Consider the following 24896-nt stretch of genomic DNA (forward strand, 5'->3'; position numbering starts at 1 on the left):
TGATAGTGAGAAGTAAGGAGCTTATTTTCGAATGAATATGCAATCCTCTTTAATGGAAGAAGCCAAGTCATATTTGCAAAAATATTACGGTTACCCGGATTTCCGGGAGGGCCAGCGCAAAATCGTAGAGAGCGTCCTGACTGGCGCTGACACGCTCGGCATTATGCCGACGGGCGGCGGGAAGTCGATCTGCTACCAGATTCCCGCGCTCATGCTGCCCGGTCTTACGCTCGTCGTATCGCCGCTCATCTCGCTTATGAAGGACCAGGTGGACGCGCTTACGACGGCCGGGGTATCCGCGGCTTATATCAACAGCACGCTGTCTGGCAAGGAAGTGAACGAGCGCATCCGCGCGGCGAGAAGGGGCGAGCTGAAGCTGCTGTACGTCGCGCCGGAGCGGCTGGAGCTTGATTGGTTCCGCGAGGAGATGGGCAGCCTGCAGATTTCCTGTGTCGCCGTTGACGAGGCCCACTGCGTGTCGCAGTGGGGCCATGATTTTCGCACGAGCTACCTCGCGGTGGCGCCGTTTGTGAACGGCCTGCCTGAGCGTCCGATCGTGGCGGCCTTTACGGCGACGGCTACGCCGGAGGTTATGGATGACATGACCCGGCTGCTCCAGCTGCGCGAACCGGAAGTATTCGTCACGGGCCTAGGCCGCGACAATCTGGCCATGTCCGTACTCCGCGGCGAGAACAAGCGCGAGTTCGTGCTGAACTATGCGACTGCGCACGGGCACCAGCCGGGCATCGTCTATGCGGCAACCCGCAAGGAGGTCGACGACCTGTATGAGCGGCTGCGCCAGAGCGGCATTCCGGCTGGACGATATCACGCCGGGCTGCCAGACAAGGAGCGGGAGGAGAGCCAGGAAGCGTTCCTCTATGACGACATTCGCGTCATGGTCGCAACGAATGCTTTTGGCATGGGGATCGACAAATCTAACGTCCGTTACGTGATTCACTATAATATGCCGAAGAATATGGAGGCTTATGTGCAGGAGGCCGGCCGTGCCGGGCGGGACGGTGAGCCGAGCGAGTGCATTCTGCTGTTCAGCCCCCAGGACATCATGACGCAGAAATTCTTGATCGAGCAGAATCCGCAGGACGAAGGGCGCAAGCGCAATGAATACCGCAAGCTGCAGCAAATGATCGAATACTGCTACTCGACTAGCTGCTTGCGCTGGGGGATGCTTGACTACTTCGGAGAGCAGCACGACCGCAAGCCTTGCGGCATCTGCAGCTCCTGCACGGATGAACGCGAGCTGGTGGACATGACCCGGGACGCGCAAATCGTCTTCTCCTGCATCCACCGGATGAGGGAACGCTTTGGCGTCTCGCTGGTTGCTTCCGTACTTAAAGGCTCGCGCAATAAGAAGGTGCTGCAATACGGCTTCGACAGCCTGCCCACCTACGGCATGATGCCAAGGCGCACCGAGAAGGAGATCTCGGAGCTGATCAACGTTTTTATAGCCGAGGGCTATTTGGCCCTGTCCGAGGGGCAGTACCCGGTCGTTCGGCTGCAGCCTCTGGCGGTTGATGTGCTGAAGGGACAGCATCAAGTGATGATGCGCCAGCCCGAGCCGGCAGCAAGCCAGGCCGCCGGAAGCAGCCGTCGTCGCAGAGGGGCGTACGACGACGGTCCGTCTGCTGTTAATGAGACGGTATTCGAGCAGCTCCGTCTGATCCGCCGGGATCTGGCCGAGAAGGAGCGCGTGCCGTCGTACATCATTTTCAACGATGCGACCCTTCGCGAGATGAGCGTTGTTTGCCCGGCGAGTGAAGCGGAAATGCTGAACATTAAAGGGGTCGGGGAAGTGAAGTACCGCAAATACGGACGGGCATTTCTTGAATTTTTTCAAAATATGGAATAGGGCTGTGAAATCATGAAGGTTATTCTATCTACGCTGAATGCAAAATTTATCCACACCTCTCTGGCAATCCGCCTGCTCAAGGCTTATAGCGGGAACGATTTTGACATCGAGCTCGCCGAATATACGATCAAGGACCCGACGATGAACATCGTGTCCGACTTATTCCAGCGCAGGCCCGATGTAATCGGGTTCTCCTGCTACATCTGGAACATCGAAGAGACAATCCGCGTTATTGACGTGCTCAAAAAAGTCATGCCCGAGACGACCATCGTCCTTGGCGGGCCTGAGGTGTCTTACGATACGCAGTACTGGATGGAACGCGTTAAGAGCGTGGACTTCATCGTGATGGGGGACGGGGAGGAGACATTCCACCATCTGCTGCAGGAGCTGTCCGGGGACCGGAAGTTCCACTATGTTTTCGGCACCGCCTACCGTAAAGGAGACGAGGTGATCATCAATCCGGGACGGCCAAAATCAGATCTGAACACGCTGCCTTCGCCGCACCGTTTTCCCGAGGATATCCCAAACCTCAGCAGGCGCATCGTCTATTTCGAGACGAGTCGGGGCTGCCCGTTCAGCTGCCAGTTCTGTCTCTCCAGCATCGAGGTCGGGGTACGCTACTATGACATCGAGCGTGTGAAGTCAGATATCCTGTACCTGATCGACAACGGCGCCAAAATCATCAAGTTCCTCGACCGGACGTTCAACATCAACCGCAGCTATGCAATGGAAATGTTCGAATTCCTGATCGAGAACCATCGCGGCTGCGTATTTCAGTTTGAGATCACCGCGGACATCATGCGGCCCGAGGTGCTGGATTACCTCGCTGAGAATGCGCCTCCCGGCATATTCCGCTTCGAGATCGGGGTGCAGTCGACGAACGATCCGACGAATGAGCTGGTGAAACGACGGCAGAACTTCACGAAGCTGACCCGCACCGTGACCAAGGTCAAGGAGAGCGGCAAAATCGCGCAGCATCTCGATCTGATCGCCGGACTGCCGCAGGAGGATTACGCTACATTCCGCAAGACGTTTAACGATGTATTCGCGCTGGGGCCAGAGGAGCTGCAGCTCGGATTCTTGAAAATGCTGCGCGGCACCGGCCTGCGGAACGACGCGGCGAAATACAATTACGTTTACATGGAGCATGCGCCTTACGAAATGCTTAGCAACGATGTGCTGTCTTTTGCCGACGTCGTCCGCCTGAAACGGCTGGAGGATGTGCTGGAAAAATACTGGAACGCGCACCGAATGGATCATACGCTGAATTATTTGATGAGGGTCGAATTCGACTCCCCGTTTGATTTCTTCCAGGAATTCGGCGATTACTGGGAAGAACAGGGCTGGCAGCGCATTGGGCACCAGTTGGAGGATTTGTTCCTCCGCCTGCATGAGTTCCTGGGCCAGCGCAAGCTGAAGACGCCCGAGGTCGTGCTCGGCCTTATGAAGCTCGACTACTTCCTCGGACACAAGTACAAGCCGCGCAAAATCTGGTGGGAAGACCGCATCGGGAAGGATTCGCGCGGAAGGTACCTTAGCATGCTGGCTGAGAAGTTTGCCTGGCAGTCAAAGGATCTGTCTGGAGAGCTTGCCGAGCGGCCAGAAGGTAAGCAGGAGCAGCTTGCCGGGCGGCCGGGGGGGCAGTCTGAGCAGTTTGCCCAGCGTCCGCTGAGTCAACCAGAACAGCTTGTCGCACAGCAGGAGGGCCTCCTGTTCCATTTAGCCGGGCGGAATTTGAGCGAACGCGAACTGCAGAAGTTCGCCGTCCTGGAGGAGCTGCCTTTCCGGCTAGAACATGCTCTGCAGAATAAGGAGCTTTCTGCGGAGAGCATGGAGCCGAGCCTGCTGGTCGTGCTGTATCAGCAGACGGTGGATGAGAAGCCGCTCTATTTTTCGTTGCCGCTAGCGAGGGCTTAACCTGGAATAGGTGGATTTTAGAATAAACATGAACCATTGAGTAATGAACATTGAGTAATGGACATTGAGTAATGGACATAAGCGTTAAGCATTGAGAATTAGCATTGAATACTAGCGATTAGCACTAGCATTGGGCACTAGGCATAAGCATTAGCAATGGCATTGAGCATGATGTATCAAGCATTACGATAGCAGTAAGCGATACTAAATGCATTTGATGCATTTAAAAGCAGCAGTTGATTGCTGAACCATCCGACTAGATGGATTTCTTGCAGCTAGATTGCAGTCTAAAGGGGAGTAATGACTAGAAGCAACATTTTAGATGCATGAAATACAGCTATCTTTAAATAAGTGCTGTAATAGAGCTAAATAAATGCAAGAAATGCATTTAGTTCAGGCAGCGTAGCGATGTGTAATTTAGCACAGCAATTGTAACAATATAGCAACGTAGCAACGTAGCAACGTGGCAACAAGCAACGTGGCAACAAGCAACAAGGTAATATGGCAAATAGCAACAAAGCAACATACCAAGATGGCATCATGCCACCAAAGTAACATACCAAACATAGCAACATGGCAAATAGCAACGTACCATTTAAAAATTCAACAATCTAAAATTGAATCCATGCAACAATACATCAACGCGCAGCATTTAGCCGATTTTGAGCGGTTTGAGCGAGCAAGCTAAATCAAGAACAGCGCAAAGAACCGTCCGGTAGTTTTCCGGACGGTTCTTTTATTTGTGCCGCTCCAGCCAACCGGCGAGATCGCGCATGACCTCTTCCCGGTTTATCTCGTTCAGCATCTCATGGCGGCCCCCTGGATAGAGCCTGAGCTCGACGTCCCGGATCAACAGCAGGTTATACAGCGAGGCCAGCTTTTTCACGCCGTCTCCCCGCAGGCCTACAGGATCCTCGTCGCCGCCAAAAATATAGATAGGCTTATCCTTTGGAATGGCTCTCATCCGGTTCGGACGATGAATTTCCTGCAATAACGAGAAGAAGCCCTGAAAGAAACCGGCGCTGCACAGAAATCCGCAATGCGGATCGTTCACGTACTTATCTACCTCCGCTTCATCCCGGGAGAGCCAGTCGAACGGCGTACGGGGCGGCAGAAAGCGTTTGTTGTAGGAACCGAAGACAAGTGCGTTCAGCATGAGGCTGGGATGCCGCTCGCCCTGCACCAGGCATTGCAGCCGCGCCAGCTTCTCGCCAAACCCGATCATCCCGCGCGGACCGTTAGTTCCCGACAGGATGAAGCCGGAGTAGGGATCCGGCGCGGTATACATCATTTTTTGCGTCAGAAAAGATCCCATGCTATGGCCAAGTAGGAACAGGGGCAAATCGGGGTAGCGATCCCGGATGATCCCGCTGAGCGTACTCATGTCCCGCACCATGCCGTCGAAGCCGTCTTTCTCGATGCAGCCCAGTTCAGCGTCGGTTCCGGCCGTCTTGCCATGCCCTCTATGGTCGCCCGCGAAGACAATCCAACCGCGCGCGGTAAGCATTTCAGCCAGGCGCTCGTAGCGCTTGGCCGTCTCGGCCATGCCGTGGGCAATTTGCAGCACACCTTGCAGTTCGCCTTGCCGCCTGTTCTGCAGCACACTCAGCTCGCCTTGCACCATATCCTGAGGCACGCCGACCATCTCCATCGGGGACCACTGATAGACGAACACTTCATTTTGCGCATCATTGGTGAAAGTGAAAGTTTGCTCCAGCAACCGCATCACCCCTTATTCAAGTCGTTACTTACGCTAAATGCACCGGTTCAAAGAACTCGATCCGTTCTCCGTCAGGCCCGTTAAAGAAGAAGAGGCGGCTGCCGTTTGGGATCGCGCGGATTTCGGGGTCCATGCCCGACAGGCCGAGCTCGGCGATCCGTTTGTACTCCTCCTCGATATGGCTGACGGTAAATGCGATATGATGCACCCGGCCTTCACTTGGCAGGGCTTCGCCCCCGCGGACGTAAATCAATTCAATTTCGACGTTCTCCTGACCCGGGAAGGCTAGAAAAGCGAGGCGCAGCTCATCCTCCACTTCGCCGATGATATGTAGCAGCTTAAGACCGATCACCCGCTCATAGAACTCGATGGAATCCTCCAGCGCGGTGACGCGGATGCCGATATGCTCGATTTTCCGAATGGTCATATTCAATCCCTCTAATCCTAGTTAATTTGGCAAATACGCTTCAAACGTAATTTAAATTACTAACCACATAACACTTATCACAGGTTATCTTTCACAGAGTATCATTCTCAGAAACCTTACCGCATTACCTTTTCTCGATGGCGATCAAATAGGGAGCGGCCGGCTTCTGGATTTGCCGGTAGACGATCGCTTGCCCGGCGGAAGGAGGAAGGGAGGCCGCCCATCTCTCGACGGCGCCTGCTTCCTCATCGCCTCCCCGATGCCCGGGATAGAGAACGATCGTCACGATCCCTTTCGGCCGCAGCAGCCTGAGGCTGGCTTCCAGCGCTGCAAGCGTTGTTTGCGTCAGCGTGATGACGGTGGCATCGGCGCCCTCAGCCGGCAGGTAACCAAGGTTGAACATGATCGCGCCCACCGTACCGTGAACCGCTGCAGGCAGCGCCGCTTCCATCTCGGCATGGCTCCGCTCCAGCAGCGTAACCTCGGCCAGCCGGCTGTCCTGCTCCCGGTCCAGCCTCTGCCGAGTGAGAGCCAGCGCCTCGGCTTGAATATCGAAGGCATAGACTTGTCCCCTTCGGCCGGAGGTCCGGGCGAGCAAGAGGGTATCCTGGCCAGTCCCTGCCGTAGCATCAATAGCCGGCTCGCCCGGCTGCAGCCGCTCGCCAATCAGCTTATGGGCAAAGCTAAGTACAGACATGAAGCCCATATTTATCCCCTCCAATATTTCCCTTGCCAGGTGTCTCGCTGTCTCAGTTCGCCGTCGATCCCGTTCAGCACTTCCCACTTCCTCAGGCTCCACGTCGGGCCGATCAGAAGATCTCTTGGAGCATCGCCGGTCAGACGGTGAACGACCATCTCCGGAGGCAGGAATTCCAGCGTATCGACGATGAGCTTCACATATTCGTCTTTCTCCAGAAAACGGAGCAGGCCAGCTTCGTATTGCTTGACCATCGGTGTCTTGCGCATCAGGTGCAGCAGGTGGATCTTGATCCCCTGCACATCCATCGCTGCCACGGCCCGGCCGGTGTCCAGCATCATTTCATGGGTCTCCTGCGGTAACCCGTAAATGATATGCGCGCAGACGCGGATGCCCCGCTTCCGCAGCTTCTCGACCGCATCCAGGTAACATTGCGTGTCGTGAGCCCGGTTAATGAGCTGTGACGTGGATTCATGGACGGTCTGAAGTCCCATTTCAACCCATAGGTAAGTTCGCTCGTTGAGCTCGGCCAAGTAGTCGACTACGTCGTCGGGTAAACAATCCGGCCGGGTGGCGATCGACAAGCCGACGACGCCGGGCTGCTCCAGAATGGCCTCGTAGTACTCCTTCAATACCTCGACCGGAGCATAGGTGTTCGTATAGGCCTGAAAATAGCCGATGTACTTGGCCTGAGGCCATTTTAAATGCTGTCTGTCGCGAATTTTGTTGAATTGTGTCACTAAGTCGTCGCGTCTGCTTCCCGCAAAATCGCCGGAGCCTCGAGCGCTGCAGAACGTACAACCGCCTTTAGCAATGGAGCCGTCGCGGTTCGGACAAGTGAAGCCGGCATCAAGCATCACCTTAAACACTTTTTCGCCAAATTCCTCGCGCATTTCGTAATTCCAGGTGTGAAAACGTTTATCTCCCCACAGCTTCGGAGAGGAAATCATTTCAATCTTCATCATAACTCCTTTACAATGTCGCAATTTTTTTTATATTGTCACAAAAAAATTACGAGCGGTACAATCCCCGCTAAGCCGCATTAACAGGGGATTGCCGTTATTTTATTGTATCAAAATATGTGGAAAAATGGGAACTGGGCCCCGCTGCTTTCTTGCGATAGATTACATAATATGTTATTTTGAATGTAATACAAATATGGTTTGGACCCCAATTCCAAATATATGAAAAAGGAATCTGCGTAAACCGTCTCCCCGGCGGCCGCAAGATTCCTTTTTCTCACTTCTCCCCTTTACAAGAGGGACGAACTTCGGCACAATAATTGCAGTATCAGAAAACTTTGCGGACTTAAGCCGCAGGGATGTACAGAAAGCGGAGGAATACACATGCGTTTACGCGGCAGAAAAGGAATTCGGGAAAACCTGGAGCAGCAGAAACATCTTGTTGTCCTGGATCCACGGGAATACAAGGGACGCTGGTCCGAGGTTTTTGGCAACGATCGTCCGGTTCATATCGAACTGGGGATGGGCAAAGGACAATTCATCAGCGGGATGAGCGTGAAATACCCGGATGTTAATTTTATAGGCATGGATATGTACGATGAGCTGGTTCGCAGGGCCAGCGAGAAGGTGCGCGCAATATGGCAGGAGCAGGGACAGGAGGAGCCTCAGAGCGTCAGATTGGCGCTGGGGAATATCGAGTCGATCGAGGAGTTTTTCGCACCGGGCGAAATCGAGCGGATATACTTGAATTTCAGCGATCCATGGCCAAAGAAGAAGCACGGTCGCCGCAGGCTGACCCATCCGAGATTTTTGGAGAAATACCGCTCTTTGCTTAACGAGAACGGGGAAATTCATTTCAAGACGGATTCGCGCGAGCTGTTCCAGTTCTCTTTGAATGCCTTTACGGCATGCGGGCTGCAGCTGAATGATATTTCGCTGGACTTGCATCAAGGGGGCATCAATGAAGAGCATGTCATGACGGAGTATGAGACGAAATTCGTCAATCAGGGCGTGAATATTCACCGCTGTGAGGTCATCATTGGAGAAGCGGCATTGGCGCGTTATCACGATCATAAAATGGAGCAGTTCCAATAGGCATATCGCCAATCATAACAACAGGCCACCGAATTATCGGTGGCCTGTTTGACTTGGGGCGAGGAGCCATTTGCCGCTTTAAGAAGCAGAGTAGCAGCCTCAGTGTTTGATTTTCGTTGCTCTTAGGAATGGACTTTGTTCTCTTCCAGCAAGTCCATGATCGCCTGCGCGCTTTGCATCGGATGGTATTTGGCGATTTGCTCAAGCACCTTCTCCCGGGCTAGCGCAACCTCATCGTACCGGTCCGTCAGGCGATGAATCCATTTGGTTATATCATCGAGGGAGTTCATTAAGGTTCCCCATCCCTGCGATTCAAAATAGTGGGAGTTCTCTTCCTCCTGTCCGGGAAGAGGTTTGTGGAACAGCATGGGGATTCCTTTGGCCAGCCCCTCGGTGCAGGTCATGCCTCCCGGCTTCGTGATCAGCAGATCGGATACTTCCATCAGCTTGTCGATTTCCCGGGTGAAGCCGAGAAGACGGATGTTCGGATGGATGAAGCGCGGGTCTTTCTTCATCTTCTCCAGCGATTTTTGATTGCTGCCGAAGCAGAAAATCACCTGGATCTTATCGCTGTGCGTTGCAAGAAGCGAGTTGACCGCCTCATCCTTCATAAACCCCCAGCCTCCGCCCATCACTAGGACCGTGGGCATGTTTTTGAGAGCGAATTGGCGGCGGATGTCCTCTTTGCTGTGGCGCTCCCAGAAATTCGGATGAACGGGTATGCCGGTGATTCGAATTTTGCTCTCCTCAACCTCGCGTTCGAGCAGCTTCTCTTTGACCTGCTCGGTAGAGACCAGGTAACAGTCCACCTCCCGGCTGACCCATGTCCCGTGCGCGTCATAATCCGTAATGACGGTACAGAGGGGGACGTTCAGCCCAAGCCGTTTCATGCGCGAGATGACCGCGCTGGGAATCGGGTGTGTGCATACAATGACACCGGGATGGAGCTGGCGGATAATCTGGGTCGTGCGGGTATAGAATATCCGATGGAGCGCCGCCGTCGTCAATCGGTTCAAGGATCTCTTATAATTGCTGCGGTACATCATGCGTACGAGACGGGGCTGCGATGATACCGTTTTTTTGTATGCTGTAATGATCAATGGAGCCATTTTAGGATTCAGAAAGCTGCCAAGCTCCAGTACCTTCGTCTGAATGTGAGGTGCCAGCTTGCGTAAACTGCTGGAAAGCGCATAGGCTGCCTGGGTATGACCGGCTCCGAATCCCTCAGATAAAAGCAAGACTCTTTGTTTAGACACTTAGTTTCACCTTTTCTCAGAAGGTTTTCCCTCTACTTAACAATATCCCCTTTATGGCCATAATGCAACCGTGCCAAAGGCCGTTAGCGTGCCTACGGCGGCGCCTGCCAGCACGTCCGAAGGGTAATGCAAGCCCAGATATATTCTTGATATTCCAACCAGCAGCGCGATCGGTCCCAATATAAATGCGAGGCTTGGCTCGGTCAGCATGAAGGGCATTGTAACGGAGAAAATAGCCGTTGTATGCCCGGATGGAAACGAGTGGTCCGTTAACGGATTGCGGAATGTTTTCGTACCCGGGAGGGTCAAATAAGGGCGAACCCGCGGGTAGGTCTTCTTGGCAAGCGCTACTGGAATATGGCTGGCAGCCAGTGCTACGCAGGACTGAAGTCCTGCAGTGCTCCAAGGCTTGGGCGCGAAGATCCACACGAGCAGCGAGGAGCTGATCGTAAACGTGGCTCCCCCCAGATGAGTCAGGTAATACAGCCAGAAATTTAGAAAGCTGCCGTGCAGGCGGCCATTAATTCCCATAAAAAGCTTTTGATCCAGTTGTTTTAACGTTTGAATAAATCGAGTCATTTGATCCCTCCGCGCGCAGCAAGGCATTTTCAGGTTAGACTAATCATATTTTTAATCCGTGATCATTTCAAGGATGGAGGCCTTTTTTTTTGTCTAATCTGATTACCCGATTTTGACTTTGCCGCTATCCAGCTTATACAATGATTCAAATCATAGCAAAAAAGTTTAAAGTAAAATGAGCAATTTAGTAAACTTTTATGCTTTATTTTTCGTCTATGTTTACAAAGGGCTATATATCCAAGCTGCTTACGCTCATTTTCATGAGGTGCAGATGAAATAAAAAACGCCAAAATTGATGAAAATAAGAAATAACCGCACTCATGTGCAGGTAGCGGGAGAGTCCTGTGCGATTATACGGCGACTTTGCAGGTATTTCGTGAAGGATGCCGCGAGATTAGCTTTGACAAATGATGAAAAGTCATGGAAAATCTTAATGCGCTGCAGAAGAATTAAGATTTTTATCAGAAACGGTGGCGCAGGGTCATGGTTTAGAGAAAATTAAAAAAACCGCTTAGAGAAAAAAAGAAAATTCAAAAGGGGTAAGGGGGTATGCGAAATCATGATGGACACCATTTTGATATCGTTGCAAATCGTACTGGCCATTGTTGGGGTGTATCAATTTGGTTTGGCATTGTTCGGGATGTACAAGAAAAAGAAAAAGGTACACTTCCCGCCGACGAAGTCTTTTGCGGTGCTTGTCGCAGCGCATAACGAGGAGACTGTAGTCGGGGCCTTGATGGAAAATTTGAAGCAGTTGAACTATCCGAAAGAGCTTTATGACGTGTTTGTCATTTGCGATAACTGTACCGACAGAACGGTAGATATCGTGCGCAGCCACGGCATGACCGCTTGCGTCCGCACCAACGAGAACCTGCGGGGCAAGGGCTATGCGATCGAATGGATGCTGAAGCAGCTTTGGAAAATGCCGCGCCAATATGATGCGGTCGTCATGTTCGACGCCGATAACCTGGCGCATCCGGATTTCCTTAGCGAAATGAATAATGATCTATGCTCCGGCGCCCGCGTCATTCAAGGCTATATCGATACGAAGAATCCGGAGGATTCCTGGATCACTGCCGCTTACGGCATTTCTTACTGGTACTGCAATCGGCTGTGGCAGCTGTCGCGGCATAATTTGGGCCTGGCCAACTTCCTCGGCGGAACGGGCATGTGCTTTGAGACCGAACTCCTTAAGGAAATCGGGTGGGGAGCAACGAGCCTGGTCGAAGACCTTGAGTTCACAATGCGCTGCGTCGAAAAGGGAGTACATCCCGTGTTCAATTACGACGCGAAGCTGTTTGACGAGAAGCCGCTGACCTTTAAGGCGTCAGCGCGCCAGCGCCTGCGCTGGATGCAGGGGCACTTTACGGTGGCCCGCCGCTACTTCTTCCCGCTTCTCTGGCAGAGCATCAAGGAGCGGAGTATGGTGAAGCTGGACATGGCTCTGTACGGTGTGAACGTATATATCGTGCTGCTCACGTTCCTGCTAACCGCTTTGATATGGGTCGACCAATCGTTCTTTAACGGTCCGAATTTCGCTACGTTGTACGGATACCTGCCGCTATGGGTGTCGTTCATCGCGATTGCGGCTAACGTGTTTATTTTTCTGGCGGCAATGGTGCTGGAGGAGGTCAAGTCGAAGAAGGTATATGCCTATCTCGTCTTATTCCCGCTGTATCTGATTTCGTGGTGGCCGATTACTTTCTATGCGTTCTTTACGCAGAACAATAAACAGTGGAGCCATACCGAGCATACACGTGTCGTTCGGTTGGAGGAAGTTCAAAGCAAGCAAGGATGATGCTTGACTACTGTTTGATCGTGTGGTAAATTATTTAAGCATGGAACAAATAAATGGATTGTAAGTAGAGGCGCTGTCTTCTCACCTGACCGATGATGTCGGCTGGTTTTGATCCGATGATTTATGAATGTTTATATTCATGATGACTTGATGATCAATTTGGGATGCAGGCGATGCCTGCATCCCTTTTTAATTTTTACAATTGAGGTTGCAGCAGACCGAAAATTCTAAGTGGAGGTGTAGAATTATCAGTAAGGAACATTTGATCAATGATGAGATACGGGCGAAAGAAGTCCGTTTGGTAGGCGCTGAAGGTGAACAAATCGGCATCAAGCCGATCCGTGAGGCACTGCAAATGGCCATCGATCTGAATCTGGATTTGGTGAACGTGGCGCCGACGGCTAAGCCGCCGGTATGCCGGATTATGGATTACGGCAAATTCCGTTACGAGCAGCAGAAGAAAGAGAAGGAAGCCCGTAAGAATCAAAAGACAGTGGATATCAAGGAAGTATGGTTCCGCGCGAACATCGAGGAGCATGACTTCCAGACCAAACTCCGCAATGTGATCAAATTTTTGAAGGATGGCGACAAAGTGAAATGCTCGGTGCGTTTCCGTGGCCGCGAAATTACGCATGCTGATATCGGGAAGAAAATCCTGGACCGCGTCAAAGACGAGGTTGCGGACATTTCCTCGATCGAGCGGATTCCCAAGCTGGAAGGCCGCAGCATGATTATGATTTTGGCACCGAAAAATTAAGAGCCGCTTGCGTAAGCCCGCTCGCCGGAAGCTTTCGCGAAGTTGTGCCCACAAACTTTGAGGGGGAAGTACAATGCCTAAAATGAAAACCCACAGCAGCCTGAAAGGCCGCTTCAAAATTACAGGATCGGGTAAAGTTAGACGTTACAAAGCGAACCGCAACCACCTGCTGTCCCACAAGTCGAACCGTCGCAAACGCGTTCTGGCAAACAGCCCTGTAGCTTACGCTGGGGACGTTAGACGTTTGAAACAGCAACTTGCAAATCTGAAGTAATTCACTTAAATTTCTGGGAGGTTTATTGATATGGCAAGAGTAAAAGGCGGATTCGTTGTTCGTCGTCGTCATAAAAAAGTATTGAAGCTTGCTAAAGGTTACTTTGGCTCGAAACACCGCATTTTCAAAACAGCTAACGAGCAGGTTATGAAATCCCTGCTGTATGCATACCGTGACCGTCGCACGAAAAAACGCGATTTCCGCAGATTGTGGATCGTTCGTATTAATGCTGCAGCTCGTCTGAACGGACTGACTTACAGCAAATTGATGCACGGCTTGAAACTGGCTGAGGTGAACATCAACCGCAAAATGCTGGCTGACCTCGCCGTTAATGATCTGAACGCATTTAACTCTTTGGCTGCAGTGGCTAAAGAGAAAATCAACGCGTAAGTATTGCGCTAACGCACAAACAGGCACCCCTTTGGGGTGCCTGTTTTTTTGTGCTTGCAGCGGCCAGAGGCGGGGCGGAAGAATGTTTTTTTCGTGCAAGGCGATGGTGGAAGCGAATAGAGCGGCCGGTGAATACACTGGCATGAAGCAAGCTAATTCTATTCAAGGAGGAGAATGAAGTGAATAAACCGGTTACGCGTAAAGAAGCCGCAAAATATGTTGGCAAAAATATAACCGCCGTGAAAAAGGATGGAACCATCGTTACGGGAAAATTGGTCAAAATCAGCGGGAACCGCTTGATCGTGCGCCAGCCGGGCAAGAAGGTGAAGACGAAAGCGTTTGTTCCGCTCGTCTTGTTTGACTTACTCGCAATTGGAACGTCTCCCTTCGGTTTTGGCTTTGGCGGATTTCCTTTCGGTCATGGCCACGGAGGATACGGAGGATACGGAGGATATGGAGGTTACGGAGGTTACGGAGGTTACGGTTATCCCTACGGCTTTTTCTAAAGCCTAACAGGAAGCTAAAGCTTAAAGGCGCAGCAGCAGCCTTTTTTCCAGCTCAAAGCATCGCGAAACAGGGATATATCTCATGGTTTCATAGCCGGACTTTTGGTAAAACAGGTGGGCCCGGGTATTCTCCTGGTCCACCAGAACTTTTGCCTTGGTGCACCCTCTGGAACCGGCTAAATTTTCGGCATGCGCCATCAGGGTTTTGCCGTGGCGTTTCCGCTGATGCTGGGAGGCTACGGCCATCATGTCGATGTACAGCAGCTCCCCGTGGATCAAGAAGTGGATAAAAGCGACGGGATCGGCCTCATAATAAGGAGAAGTAACCAGCGTTATCCCCTGAGTGAGACGCCTGGGAATATCCCGAATTGCTTTTTCCAACTCCGGCCGGGACATGCTCGAATGAGGGACAAGCTCCTTTTTGACAAGATTGATAATGACGGGATCATCCTGCTTGGGTCTTCTATAACGAATCATTCGCCAGCACTCCTCCTTGAGCTGATTGAAGGGCATTTTAATATATCATATGAAGCAGCGGGGCAAATGGTTTCCTGACACGAAATGAGGCGAAGTTGAAAGCTGAAGGAGGTTAATTGCTTTTGAGGAGGAATATGGAAAAGGACAGCCTTGATAAAAGGCGGAAAGCAAAAACCTTTTATCCCTGCAATTCAGCAGTGTGATGAGGTGTTTCGGGCCAGTGTCTGAAAACATATGGCAAAAGGGTATTGACTCTATGCGCGAACTAATCATATAATGTGTCTAAACATTTTAACGTTCATAGCTTATCGGCGATGAAGAGGACGAAGGTTTAAGGGCTCTTTGCTCAGAGAGTGGATGGATTTGCTGAGACCACCCACCAATATCCCTTAAATGCGAGCTCACCTCGGAGCTGTTTTCCTGAAAAGCGAAGCTGCGGATACCATGATAAACTCCGCTTCGAGCCTATTAGGGAAAATCGTCAGGCCTGCGTTAAAGGCCACGAGTAAGGAATTTGCTGTCCCTACTCGTCAAGGCTCGGTGCTGTGAGGTACCGGGTAAAAATGGGTGGTACCACGGAAGCGATAACCTTTCGTCCCTCGGAACAGGAGACTGTTCTGGCGGGCGGAAGGTTTTTTTTGTTGTATTTCTTTAGAAATACTTAAATTTTGGAAGGAGGATGACTGATGAGCGCGCAAATACCAGCAGTGCGGTCTACAGAACAATTACGTGAGAAATGGATGAAACCAGAAGTCATTACGGGATCAGAAATATTGCTACGGAGCTTGGTGCTAGAAGGTGTCGAATGCGTCTTCGGTTACCCGGGCGGGGCCGTATTGTATATCTACGATGCGTTGTATGGCTTCAAGGATTTCCATCACTTGCTGACAAGACACGAGCAGGGAGCGATTCATGCGGCTGACGGCTATGCACGGGCAAGCGGCAAAGTAGGTGTATGTATCGCAACTTCGGGACCGGGGGCGACGAACACAGTCACCGGAATCGCAACGGCGTTTATGGACTCGGTTCCTCTCGTGGTCATTACCGGGAATGTCGTATCCAGCCTGATCGGAACGGATGCCTTCCAGGAAGCAGATATTACCGGCATCACGATGCCGATTACGAAGCATAGCTACTTGGTGCGCAGTGTAGAAGAGCTGCCGCGAGTCATTCACGAAGCGTTCCACATTGCTAATACGGGACGCAAAGGCCCGGTATTGATCGACATTCCGAAGGATGTATCCGCAGACAAGACCCTGTTTGAACCGGTTCAGAGCATTAACCTTCGCGGCTACAACCCTAAGGTCGTACCGAACCAGCATCAACTGGAGAAGGTAGCGGCAGCGATCAAGGAAGCGGAGCGTCCGGTCATTCTTGCCGGCGGCGGGGTTGTCTACTCCGGGGGGCATGAAGAGCTGCTTGAGTTCGTAACCCGGACGGAAATTCCGATCACAACGACGCTTCTGGGCCTTGGCGCATTTCCGAGCGGCAATCCGCTATGGATGGGGATGCCGGGAATGCACGGTACGTACACGGCTAACCAAGCCATTCAGAATTCCGATTTGCTGATCAATATCGGGGCCCGGTTCGATGATCGCGTTACCGGACGGCTTGACGGATTTGCTACTCATGCTAAAGTAGTACACATCGATATCGATCCTGCGGAAATCGGCAAGAACGTGAAGACGGACATTCCGGTAGTTGGCGATGTGAAGACAGTACTTGAACTCCTCAATCCGCTAGTGAGTCGCAGTGACAAAGCGGATGCCTGGAGAAGCCAGATCAGCCAATGGATGGCCGACAAGCCTTACAAGTACAAGGATTCCGATACGGTGCTTAAGCCGCAATGGGTTATTGAACTGCTGAACGATACGACGAAGGGCGAAGCGATCGTGACGACGGATGTCGGACAGCATCAGATGTGGGCGGCACAGTACTACAAGTTCAATCAGCCGCGCTCCTGGATCACTTCCGGCGGCCTCGGCACGATGGGCTTCGGATTTCCGTCAGCGATCGGGGCGCAAATGGCCCATCCGGACCGGCTCGTCATTTCGATCAACGGTGACGGCGGCATGCAGATGTGCGCGCAAGAGCTTGCGATCTGCGCCATCAACAACATTCCGGTCAAGGTTGTCGTGATCAACAACCAGGTGCTTGGCATGGTTCGACAGTGGCAAGAGCTCATTTACGAGAATCGTTACAGCCATATCGATCTGGCCGGCAGCCCGGATTTTGTAAAATTGGCAGAGGCATACGGCGTTAAAGGATTGCGGGCTTCGAACAAGGAAGAAGCCAAGCAAGCCTGGAAGGAAGCGATGGAGACGCCGGGACCTGTGCTGGTGGAATTCGTGGTCAGCAAAGAGGAAAACGTGTATCCGATGGTTACCCAGGGTTCCACCATTGATCAAATGCTGATGGGGGACTGTGAATAATGACGACGACAATGACAAGCCATACGATAGCCGTATTAGTGAATGATCAGCCAGGAGTCCTGCAGCGCGTTTCCGGCCTGTTCGGCCGTCGCGGGTTTAATATCGAGAGCATCACTGTGGGCCAGTCCGAGGAAGAAGGATTGTCCAGGATGGTCATCGTGACCCAAGGCGACGACAAAACGCTGGAACAAATTGAGAAACAATTGTATAAACTCATCGATGTTATTAAAGTGGTTAACCTTAGCTCCAAGCCGATGGTCGCCCGCGAACTGGCGCTGATCAAAGTGAAATCCGAGCCGGCGGAGCGCCCGGAAATCATGGGCGTAGTCGAGACCTTTCGCGCCGCTGTTGTCGATATCGGGACAAACAGCATGATCGTCCAGGTCGTCGGCGATACGGAGAAGATTGATGCGATGATCGAGCTGCTCCATCCTTACGGTATTCGCGAGCTGTCTCGTACAGGAGTCACCGCGATGATCCGCGGCAACGCATAAGACGAGTTTTACCATCATTTCCATCGGTGAGCGGGTGCTTGAAGGGATCTCCCGGCAAGGACGGGACGCATGGTCCTTTGAAGCACCCGCTCATCAAGGGGATAGAATCTAATATAAGGGAGCCCGCCAATGGCGGCCCCGTAAATTTTAGGAGGGCTATAACAAATGGCAGTTACTTTGTACTATGAAAAAGATGCAGAGCTTAGCGTATTGAAAGGAAAAACGATCGCGATTATCGGCTACGGAAGCCAAGGTCATGCTCACGCACAAAACCTGCGTGATAGCGGACTGAACGTAGTAATCGGTCTACGCGAAGGCAAATCCTTCGACAAAGCCAAAGAAGACGGCTTCGAAGTATTGTCCGTTGCTGAAGCGACAAGCCGTGCTGACGTTGTGCAAATCCTGATGCCAGACGAGACTCAAGCTTCGGTATACCATAACGAAATTGCTCCTAACTTGAAAAAAGGCGCTGCGCTTCTCTTTGCTCACGGCTTCAACGTTCATTTCGGACAAATCGTGCCTTCCAAAGACAACGACGTGCTTCTGGTTGCTCCTAAGTCGCCAGGCCACATGGTTCGCCGTACGTATGTTGAAGGCTTCGGCGTTCCTGGCTTGATCGCTATCCACCAAGATGCGACTGGCAAAGCCAAAGAAATCGGCCTGGCTTATGCTAAAGGCATCGGCTGTACGCGTGCCGGGGTTATCGAGACTTCCTTCCGCGAAGAGACAGAAACAGATCTGTTCGGTGAACAAGCTGTTCTGTGCGGTGGCGTAAGCGCCCTGATCAAAGCGGGTTTCGAAACGTTGACAGAAGCTGGCTATGCTCCGGAGATGGCCTACTTCGAGTGCTTGCATGAGCTGAAATTGATCGTTGACCTGATCTATGAAGGCGGTCTTGCGACAATGCGCGATTCCATCTCCAACACTGCGGAATACGGCGACTACGTTACAGGACCTCGCATCGTAACCGAAGAAACGAAGAAAGCGATGAAAGAAGTGCTGTCCGACATCCAGCAAGGTAAATTCGCGCGCGACTTCATCCTGGAGAACCAATCCAACCGTGCCTTCTTGACGGCTACCCGCCGCAATGAAGCCAACCATCCGATCGAAGTTGTGGGTGAAGAGCTTCGCGGTCTGATGCACTGGATCAAGAAGTAATTATTCATACTTACAAATCAAGCCGTGGAGATAACTCCGCGGCTTTTTTGCGCCCGCCAGATCATATCGCGCTTATGTGTTTAAATCCAGTCGGATTAGCTTATCCTAAAGGGGAACGGAGCAGAAATTTAACCAAAGGAGATCAAACCAGCATGAAGAACAACGTTAAATCGATTACTTCCCCTAAGAAATACATTACCGGAAAAGGACTTCTTGCGAGCTTTAATGAATACATGCAGTTCTTTGGCGACAGCGCCTATATCGTTTGCGACGAGTTCATTCTGGAGCGCGCCCGGCAGGAGGCGGGGAAATCCATCGAGGAGGGCGGCAATAAAGCTGTATTTGAAAAGTTCAACTATGAATGCACGAAGGAAGAAATCAACCGCCACCGCGAGCTGGCCCGCAAAGCAGGAGCCAACATCATCGTTGGCATCGGCGGCGGCAAGACGCTCGATACCGCCAAGGCGACGGCGTATTATGAGAAGCTGCCGGTCGTTATTTTCCCTACGATCGCCTCTACCGATGCTCCATGCACTGCACTTGCGGTCATATACAAGAAGGATGGCTCCTTCGACGAGTATCTGTTCCTGCCAAGTAACCCGGACATCGTGTTGGCAGATACCGGAATATTGGCCGCAGCTCCGCCGCGTTTTTTTGCGGCTGGCATCGGCGATGCTTTGGCGACATATTTCGAAGCCCGGGCCTGCTATCAGTCATTTGGCGACAACTTGGCGTTGATGAAGCCGTCGACGACAGGACTCGGATTAGCACGGCTATGTTACGAGACTCTGATCGAAAATGCGGTAAAGGCCCAGCGGGCCGTAGAGCAGGGTGTAGCGACCAAGGCCGTGGAGGATACGATAGAGGCAACGATTTACCTGAGCGGCGTCGGCGCCGAATCAGGCGGTTTGGCCGCAGCCCATGCAATTCATAACGGCATGACCGCCGTTCCGTCGCTTCATAAGGCGCAGCATGGGGAGAAGGTCACCTTTGGGCTGCTTGCCCAGCTTGTGCTGGAAAATGCTCCAAAGGAGGAGCTGGAGACAGTGATCGGCATCGTGAAAGGGGTCGGCCTTCCTCTAACCTTAAAGGATCTCGGCGTAACCAAATTCGTCGAGGAGGAATGGCGCCAGGTGGCCGAGGCGGCCTGTGCGGAAGGTGATACGATGGGAAATATGCCATTCCCGGTCACCCCGGATGACGTGTATAATGCCATTGTGGCGGCCAATGCGATCGCAGAAGCGTACCGCGGTGAGTAATCCTCTGCCATGAAGTCAATGTAATTTTCAGGGATGATCCGCTACAGGCGGATATAATCCCTTTTTGTGTTATAGCTAAAACCTATAGCATTAATAGATTCTATATCTTTGTTTATCCTTACCCGTTATGTTACAACTAGAAGAAGAGTATTGTTCGAAGAGTATAGTGATGAAGAGGGAGTTGTAAGTCATGACAGAAGTGAAGAAAATTGCGGTTATCGCTGGAGATGGAATCGGCCCTGAGGTTGTAGCTGAAGCAGAAAAAGTCCTCAAGCGTACGGAGGAAGTGTTCGGTTACCGTTTTGAGACGGAGCATGCTTTGTTTGGAGGCATTGCGATTGATGAGAAAGGCACTCCGCTGCCGCAGGAAACCTTGGAAATTTGTCAGCGTGCCGACGCTGTTCTGCTTGGGGCAGTTGGCGGTCCAAAATGGGACAACAATCCGAAGGAGCTTCGTCCGGAGACAGGGCTGCTTGGCATCCGCAAAGCGCTGGGATTGTTCTCGAACCTTCGTCCGGCAGTTGTGTTCGATTGCCTGAAGGATGCTTCCACACTGAAACCGGAAGTGCTTGAAGGAACCGATTTGATGGTTGTTCGCGAACTGACAGGCGGTATTTATTTCGGTGAGAAATTCCGCCGCGAAACCGAGAACGGGCAGGAAGCCGTGGACACTTGCGCATACAATGTAAACGAAGTGGAGCGCATCGTGCGCCAGGCGTTCGAGATTGCCCAGAAACGCCGCAAGAAACTGGCTTCTGTCGATAAGGCCAACGTTCTGGAGACTTCACGCCTATGGCGCGAAGTCGTCAACCGGGTTGCTCCCGAATATCCGGATGTTGAACTGGAACATGTGCTTGTAGACAATTGTGCGATGCAGCTGCTGCGCCGTCCAGCCAGCTTCGACGTTATCGTCACGGAGAACATGTTCGGCGATATTCTTAGCGATGAAGCAGCGATGCTGACCGGTTCGATCGGTATGCTCTCGTCCGCATCCCTAGGGGAAGGCAGCTTCGGTCTGTATGAGCCTGTGCACGGTTCTGCGCCTGACATTGCCGGACAGAACCTGGCGAACCCGATCGCGACGATTTTGTCCGTCGCTCTGATGTTCCGTCTGACCTTTGGTTACGCCGATGCCGCAGATGCTATCGAGGCAGCGGTAGCCGAGGTATTGGACGCGGGTCACCGTACCGGGGATATTGCGGTCGACAAGAGCAAAGCCATCGGCACGAAAGAAATGGGAGACCTGATTGTAGCGGCTATCCGCAAATAGAGTTCTAAGTTTATAACCGGAGGCCGCTGGCATCCGAAGTGGACTGGAACGAAGCGATAATAACTTGAGCTTTTGAACGGAATAATGATGTCCCCTGTCTGGCTGTTTGACCAGAGGCAGGGGGCTTTTTTTCCCTCATATATAGTAGAGAAATTTAGTTCTTTAAGCTCAAAAATCGCAAAAAGAGTGTATAATTACAAGGATTCGAAGGAATCTAAAGCAGCGGTCACGAATAAATTAAAGGAAATACCGAAGTCTAAATCGGGAAAGGGTGATGGGGAATGAGTTTTTGCTGTGGAGCCAGCATGGTCGGGACTAAGGGGACGTTGAAGCATTATCGTACACAGGTTCATAATGTTCCCCTGCTGCTTTGTCCGGTATGCCATCGGGTGGAAGTTCATTATAAAGTAGAGCATGAATATGAGATACTGGCGGAATATGCGCATGGCGACGGCGTTTCGGAAATCGACTTCGGGGATTTTATTATGGAGGACGAGGAGACGATTTTTGGCAATTGCGTCAACGTAGAGGATGAGGATCCTCTGGATATCGTGCAGAGCCAGATTGATATGGCGCTGGATCTGCTTGCGGTCGCCAAAGGCATTCAGGACGCGAAATGGGAAAGCGAGTTGAAGAAGCGTCTCGCCGTCATGAGCCGCCGTAAAGCACGGCTCCATTACAATAAATAGGACGTTAGTATGAAGTGGCCCCAAGCGGGCTGCTTCATTTTTTTATCCATCTTTTTTCGACAGTATCTCTGATTGACGTTAAATAAAAATGTTTACTATGATAAGAGTGATTAAAGTTCTCTATTTTAGGGTAATAACATTTGATATTTGTCTGATTATAAATAGGAGAATCTAATCGGTCCTTTGTCTTAAGGAGCCCGAAGTTTGAAATGGTAAGGTTGCAGCTTGGAGTAGGGTTGAATGTTGTCGGATTGGCAGGGATACCATTATGGGAAAAGGGGGAATCAACTTGTTAAGTGAGTTCCAGGAAACTTTGCTGCAGTCTGTCAAGGCATTTCAATCGACGCAGCTTGTCAAGAACAAGTATGAGAATGTCCTAGAAAATCTCGATAGTGGAATTATACTGTTTGATAGCGAAGGCGTATTAACTTTTATTAATGTACAAATGGCCAAGCTTATGGAGATGCCACGCCAGTCGCTGATCGGCTGCAACTTGCTGCAAATGCTGCGTCACCCTCACCTTAGTCGCTTCAAGAAGCGAAAAATATTGCGAATATACAGAGAAGCTATTTTTCACCGCAAAAAATATCATGAGCTCATTGACGAATACGGTCGTCATTGGCTGATCACGATTACTTACGGGGATCAGATGGATGGAGATTATTTGCTCAGCGTAAAGGATGTATCGGATTACAAGCAGATCGAGCAGACGGCTTACCAGAACGACAAGCTCGCTATGCTCGGTAAAATCTCCGCGGCGATCGCCCATGAAATTCGCAATCCCTTGACCGCAATCCGTGGATTCATCCAGCTATTACGCCCGCATTTGATTCAGCTTGGCCGCGATGAGTATGCGCGAATCATTCTGACAGAAATCGATCGGGCCAATGACATTATCCATGAATTTCTGAACTCTTCCAAACCGTCTGCTCCCCAAAAAAGCGTCATCAGCGTTTCTTCTTTGCTGAAGGAAGTTGTTCTGCTGACAGAGAGCGAGGCACTGATGAAAGGGTGCGAAATCCATTTACAGGTCATGGATGGAGAAATGTACGTATCTATTGACGTTAAGCAGATCAAGCAGGTTCTGCTCAACATCATCAAGAATGCGATGGATGCGATTGAGGAAGTAAGCGATGCAGAGTATACCGGAACTATACATTTAGATGCGAAGCTGGTAGATAAGTACGTCCATATTTCAATACAGGATAATGGGAATGGCATGGATAAGGGGTTATTAAGTCGATTGTTCGACCCGTTCTTTACGACGAAAGAGAAGGGAACCGGCCTCGGGTTATCCGTCAGCTACCGGATCATCAGAAATCATAAAGGCAATATTTCTGTCGATAGTATGAAAGGGATTGGGACTGTTTTTGTGATAGCGCTTCCAATCGTGTCAAGTAAAGTCATTTAACCTTCAGGAGAACTGTGTTAAGTATCGCGGCTCTCCTGAACATAACCGAATATTAGTTAGAGCTGGAGGAAGGTGCTGAGGCATTATTGCAGCCTGCTGGACGGACGGGAGTTTTTCTGGGAGCAGGAGGCGCAGGCGCCTTTTTTGCTTTTTTAATACCTAATATTAGGATGAAGATAATGATGCCAATCATGGAAGTAAATCAGTCCCGGTTACCCCGTACCAGTTGCTAACATATTCATAAGAAGAGGTTAGCTTACAATAATTACTTTACTTTTTGAATTCTATTAAAGTAAGATGGATAGTAAAACATACGACGAAGGGAATCGGTAACATGAAAGTGAATCAGAGCAAGATTGTAGATTGCACCATTCGCGACGGCGGATTAGTCAACAACTGGGATTTCAGTGTGGAGTTTGTGCAGAAGCTGTATGCCGGACTTAATGAAGCTGGCGTTGATTATATGGAAATCGGATATAAAAACTCTCCGAAGCTGTTGAAGGGTGCCGATGATGCAGGTCCTTGGCGCTTCCTAGACGATGAATTTTTGCGTACAGTAATCCCACAAAAGGGTCATACTAAGCTTTCCGCGCTTGTAGATATTGGCCGCGTTGACGAGAATGATATTTTGCCGCGCAGCGAGAGCCTTCTCGACCTCATTCGCGTGGCTTGCTATGTTAAGGACGTAGATAAAGCTTTGCAGCTTGTCCAAGTATTCCATGACCGCGGATATGAGACGACGATTAATATCATGGCGCTGTCCAATGTGATGGAGCACGAGCTGCTCGAAGCGTTCGAAATGATCAAGGAGAGCGTCGTAGACGTAGTTTACATTGTAGACTCCTACGGCAGCCTGGATTACAAAGATATGGAGCACTTGGTGAATAAATTTAAGACGCATTTGCCGAATAAACGGCTTGGGGTCCATACGCATAACAATATGCAGCTAGCATTCTCTAATACGCTGGTCGCTGCAGACCTGGGGGTTGAGCTGCTGGATGCTTCAGTATACGGCATGGGCCGCGCGGCGGGCAACTGCCCTACGGAGCTGCTCGTTACTCATTTGAAAAATACAAAATACAATCTTCGCCCTGTACTTGGGGTATTGGAAGAACTGATGATTCCGCTTCGCGAGAAGGAAGAATGGGGTTACCTTATCCCTTACATGATTACGGGAACTCTGGATGAGCATCCGCGTTCGGCCATGGCTTTGCGCGCTTCGGCTGATAAGGACAAAGCGGTAGAATTCTACGATAAGCTGACGACGCCTGAAGTGAGCTTTGAAAAAAAATAATGTAACTTTAGCGTCATGGTGAAACAAACCATGGCGCTTTTTTTTTGCTAAAGAAGCAGGAAAATAAACGAAAAATGTTGAAATATTAATAGCTGCAAACCATCGGGATAATACCTAGTTTCGTTAAACGCAACATGACTGGGCACCGCATTTTACCATTTCCGGGG

At 51.0% G+C, this 24896-nt stretch carries 23 protein-coding genes; 16 read left to right on the forward strand and 7 right to left on the reverse strand.

The genetic code is table 11. The features are described from left to right. Nucleotides 1-31 precede the first annotated feature (31 nt). Nucleotides 32-1867: a DNA helicase RecQ gene (gene recQ, locus QNH46_RS07555; RefSeq protein ID WP_283927564.1), complete on the forward strand. Its 1836-nt coding sequence runs from the start codon at nt 32-34 to the stop codon at nt 1865-1867. A 12-nt stretch (nt 1868-1879) separates the two neighbouring features. Continuing rightward, entirely contained in the window at nt 1880-3784 is a 1905-nt protein-coding gene (locus tag QNH46_RS07560) for a B12-binding domain-containing radical SAM protein (RefSeq protein WP_283927565.1), read from the forward strand. A 736-nt stretch (nt 3785-4520) separates the two neighbouring features. On the opposite strand, the gene QNH46_RS07565 is transcribed toward QNH46_RS07560, so the two are convergent. The 4 genes from QNH46_RS07565 to mnmL form a co-directional block, all read right to left on the reverse strand. Continuing rightward, the gene (locus tag QNH46_RS07565; protein WP_283927566.1) at nt 4521-5504 is read right to left on the reverse strand and encodes an alpha/beta hydrolase; all 984 of its coding nucleotides are present in this window, start codon (nt 5502-5504) and stop codon (nt 4521-4523) included. 28 nt (nt 5505-5532) lie between these two features. Next, nucleotides 5533-5931 (reverse strand): VOC family protein, encoded by a 399-nt coding sequence (locus tag QNH46_RS07570; protein WP_283927567.1) that lies wholly within the window; start codon nt 5929-5931, stop codon nt 5533-5535. Nucleotides 5932-6055: 124 nt separating this feature from the next. Further along, a complete protein-coding gene (gene mnmM / locus QNH46_RS07575) occupies nt 6056-6637 on the reverse strand; it encodes a tRNA 5-(aminomethyl)-2-thiouridylate-methyltransferase MnmM (protein WP_283927568.1) in 582 nt (193 codons plus the stop codon). 2 nt (nt 6638-6639) lie between these two features. Next, nucleotides 6640-7590 carry a tRNA modification radical SAM protein MnmL/YtqA gene (gene mnmL, locus QNH46_RS07580; RefSeq protein ID WP_283928381.1) on the reverse strand — a complete coding sequence of 317 codons (951 nt, stop codon included), beginning with the start codon at nt 7588-7590 and terminating at the stop codon, nt 6640-6642. A 384-nt stretch (nt 7591-7974) separates the two neighbouring features. Here mnmL and trmB point away from each other — a divergent pair, with 384 nt between their 5' ends. Then, the gene (gene trmB / locus QNH46_RS07585; protein WP_283927569.1) at nt 7975-8685 is read left to right on the forward strand and encodes a tRNA (guanosine(46)-N7)-methyltransferase TrmB; all 711 of its coding nucleotides are present in this window, start codon (nt 7975-7977) and stop codon (nt 8683-8685) included. 122 nt (nt 8686-8807) lie between these two features. On the opposite strand, the gene QNH46_RS07590 is transcribed toward trmB, so the two are convergent. Together QNH46_RS07590 and QNH46_RS07595 are read right to left on the reverse strand one after the other, a co-directional pair. Beyond that, nucleotides 8808-9941, reverse strand: coding sequence for an MGDG synthase family glycosyltransferase (locus tag QNH46_RS07590; RefSeq protein ID WP_283927570.1), 1134 nt, complete (start codon nt 9939-9941; stop codon nt 8808-8810). A 51-nt stretch (nt 9942-9992) separates the two neighbouring features. Next, complete coding sequence (locus QNH46_RS07595; protein ID WP_283927571.1) at nt 9993-10520, reverse strand: phosphatase PAP2 family protein; 528 nt, start codon at nt 10518-10520, stop codon at nt 9993-9995. Nucleotides 10521-11079: 559 nt separating this feature from the next. On the opposite strand from QNH46_RS07595, the gene QNH46_RS07600 reads away from it, so the two are divergent. The 5 genes from QNH46_RS07600 to QNH46_RS07620 all read left to right on the forward strand — a co-directional run bounded on the left by QNH46_RS07600 (nt 11080) and on the right by QNH46_RS07620 (nt 14245). Then, nucleotides 11080-12318 (forward strand): glycosyltransferase family 2 protein, encoded by a 1239-nt coding sequence (locus QNH46_RS07600; RefSeq protein WP_155609375.1) that lies wholly within the window; start codon nt 11080-11082, stop codon nt 12316-12318. Nucleotides 12319-12580: 262 nt separating this feature from the next. Beyond that, nucleotides 12581-13075 carry a translation initiation factor IF-3 gene (gene infC / locus QNH46_RS07605; RefSeq protein WP_213589095.1) on the forward strand — a complete coding sequence of 165 codons (495 nt, stop codon included), beginning with the start codon at nt 12581-12583 and terminating at the stop codon, nt 13073-13075. A 73-nt stretch (nt 13076-13148) separates the two neighbouring features. Continuing rightward, nucleotides 13149-13349 carry a 50S ribosomal protein L35 gene (gene rpmI / locus QNH46_RS07610; protein WP_019639356.1) on the forward strand — a complete coding sequence of 67 codons (201 nt, stop codon included), beginning with the start codon at nt 13149-13151 and terminating at the stop codon, nt 13347-13349. Between the two features lie 30 nt (nt 13350-13379). Then, nucleotides 13380-13739 (forward strand): 50S ribosomal protein L20, encoded by a 360-nt coding sequence (gene rplT / locus QNH46_RS07615; RefSeq protein WP_055109039.1) that lies wholly within the window; start codon nt 13380-13382, stop codon nt 13737-13739. Between the two features lie 179 nt (nt 13740-13918). After that, a complete protein-coding gene (locus QNH46_RS07620) occupies nt 13919-14245 on the forward strand; it encodes a hypothetical protein (RefSeq protein WP_283927572.1) in 327 nt (108 codons plus the stop codon). Between the two features lie 21 nt (nt 14246-14266). On the opposite strand, the gene QNH46_RS07625 is transcribed toward QNH46_RS07620, so the two are convergent. Then, nucleotides 14267-14722: a GNAT family N-acetyltransferase gene (locus QNH46_RS07625; RefSeq protein WP_283927573.1), complete on the reverse strand. Its 456-nt coding sequence runs from the start codon at nt 14720-14722 to the stop codon at nt 14267-14269. Nucleotides 14723-15408: 686 nt separating this feature from the next. Between QNH46_RS07625 and ilvB the strand changes: the two genes are divergently transcribed. From ilvB to QNH46_RS07665, 8 genes are all read left to right on the forward strand, one after another. Further along, nucleotides 15409-17154 carry a biosynthetic-type acetolactate synthase large subunit gene (ilvB, locus tag QNH46_RS07630; RefSeq protein ID WP_283927574.1) on the forward strand — a complete coding sequence of 582 codons (1746 nt, stop codon included), beginning with the start codon at nt 15409-15411 and terminating at the stop codon, nt 17152-17154. Beyond that, complete coding sequence (ilvN, locus tag QNH46_RS07635; RefSeq protein ID WP_196427049.1) at nt 17154-17648, forward strand: acetolactate synthase small subunit; 495 nt, start codon at nt 17154-17156, stop codon at nt 17646-17648. The genes ilvB and ilvN overlap by 1 nt, the downstream gene beginning before the upstream one ends. Nucleotides 17649-17813: 165 nt before the next feature. Beyond that, nucleotides 17814-18806 (forward strand): ketol-acid reductoisomerase, encoded by a 993-nt coding sequence (gene ilvC, locus QNH46_RS07640; RefSeq protein WP_213589091.1) that lies wholly within the window; start codon nt 17814-17816, stop codon nt 18804-18806. Nucleotides 18807-18958: 152 nt separating this feature from the next. Beyond that, nucleotides 18959-20065 carry a glycerol dehydrogenase gene (locus tag QNH46_RS07645; RefSeq protein WP_283927575.1) on the forward strand — a complete coding sequence of 369 codons (1107 nt, stop codon included), beginning with the start codon at nt 18959-18961 and terminating at the stop codon, nt 20063-20065. Between the two features lie 190 nt (nt 20066-20255). Next, nucleotides 20256-21335, forward strand: coding sequence for a 3-isopropylmalate dehydrogenase (leuB, locus tag QNH46_RS07650; protein ID WP_155609369.1), 1080 nt, complete (start codon nt 20256-20258; stop codon nt 21333-21335). A gap of 281 nt (nt 21336-21616) precedes the next feature. Then, on the forward strand, nt 21617-22024 hold the full coding sequence (locus QNH46_RS07655; RefSeq protein ID WP_283927576.1) for a hypothetical protein: 408 nt from the start codon (nt 21617-21619) through the stop codon (nt 22022-22024). 289 nt (nt 22025-22313) lie between these two features. Beyond that, entirely contained in the window at nt 22314-23435 is a 1122-nt protein-coding gene (locus QNH46_RS07660) for an ATP-binding protein (protein ID WP_283927577.1), read from the forward strand. Nucleotides 23436-23769: 334 nt separating this feature from the next. Further along, nucleotides 23770-24729, forward strand: coding sequence for an aldolase catalytic domain-containing protein (locus tag QNH46_RS07665; RefSeq protein ID WP_155609366.1), 960 nt, complete (start codon nt 23770-23772; stop codon nt 24727-24729). The last annotated feature ends 167 nt before the right edge of the window (nt 24730-24896 follow it).

Origin of the sequence: Paenibacillus woosongensis (assembly GCF_030122845.1) — a bacterium.
GTDB lineage: Bacteria > Bacillota > Bacilli > Paenibacillales > Paenibacillaceae > Fontibacillus > Fontibacillus woosongensis_A.

What these genes read in the sequence shown, in the direction of transcription:
- recQ (WP_283927564.1), top strand. Translation starts at nt 32, where the DNA reads ATGAATATGCAATCCTCTTTAATGGAAGAAGCCAAGTCATATTTGCAA.
- QNH46_RS07560 (WP_283927565.1), top strand. Translation starts at nt 1,880, where the DNA reads ATGAAGGTTATTCTATCTACGCTGAATGCAAAATTTATCCACACCTCT.
- QNH46_RS07570 (WP_283927567.1), bottom strand. Translation starts at nt 5,931, where the DNA reads ATGACCATTCGGAAAATCGAGCATATCGGCATCCGCGTCACCGCGCTG.
- mnmM (WP_283927568.1), bottom strand. Translation starts at nt 6,637, where the DNA reads ATGGGCTTCATGTCTGTACTTAGCTTTGCCCATAAGCTGATTGGCGAG.
- mnmL (WP_283928381.1), bottom strand. Translation starts at nt 7,590, where the DNA reads ATGAAGATTGAAATGATTTCCTCTCCGAAGCTGTGGGGAGATAAACGT.
- trmB (WP_283927569.1), top strand. Translation starts at nt 7,975, where the DNA reads ATGCGTTTACGCGGCAGAAAAGGAATTCGGGAAAACCTGGAGCAGCAG.
- QNH46_RS07595 (WP_283927571.1), bottom strand. Translation starts at nt 10,520, where the DNA reads ATGACTCGATTTATTCAAACGTTAAAACAACTGGATCAAAAGCTTTTT.
- QNH46_RS07600 (WP_155609375.1), top strand. Translation starts at nt 11,080, where the DNA reads ATGATGGACACCATTTTGATATCGTTGCAAATCGTACTGGCCATTGTT.
- rpmI (WP_019639356.1), top strand. Translation starts at nt 13,149, where the DNA reads ATGCCTAAAATGAAAACCCACAGCAGCCTGAAAGGCCGCTTCAAAATT.
- rplT (WP_055109039.1), top strand. Translation starts at nt 13,380, where the DNA reads ATGGCAAGAGTAAAAGGCGGATTCGTTGTTCGTCGTCGTCATAAAAAA.
- QNH46_RS07625 (WP_283927573.1), bottom strand. Translation starts at nt 14,722, where the DNA reads ATGATTCGTTATAGAAGACCCAAGCAGGATGATCCCGTCATTATCAAT.
- ilvB (WP_283927574.1), top strand. Translation starts at nt 15,409, where the DNA reads ATGAGCGCGCAAATACCAGCAGTGCGGTCTACAGAACAATTACGTGAG.
- ilvN (WP_196427049.1), top strand. Translation starts at nt 17,154, where the DNA reads ATGACGACGACAATGACAAGCCATACGATAGCCGTATTAGTGAATGAT.
- ilvC (WP_213589091.1), top strand. Translation starts at nt 17,814, where the DNA reads ATGGCAGTTACTTTGTACTATGAAAAAGATGCAGAGCTTAGCGTATTG.
- QNH46_RS07645 (WP_283927575.1), top strand. Translation starts at nt 18,959, where the DNA reads ATGAAGAACAACGTTAAATCGATTACTTCCCCTAAGAAATACATTACC.
- leuB (WP_155609369.1), top strand. Translation starts at nt 20,256, where the DNA reads ATGACAGAAGTGAAGAAAATTGCGGTTATCGCTGGAGATGGAATCGGC.
- QNH46_RS07655 (WP_283927576.1), top strand. Translation starts at nt 21,617, where the DNA reads ATGAGTTTTTGCTGTGGAGCCAGCATGGTCGGGACTAAGGGGACGTTG.
- QNH46_RS07665 (WP_155609366.1), top strand. Translation starts at nt 23,770, where the DNA reads ATGAAAGTGAATCAGAGCAAGATTGTAGATTGCACCATTCGCGACGGC.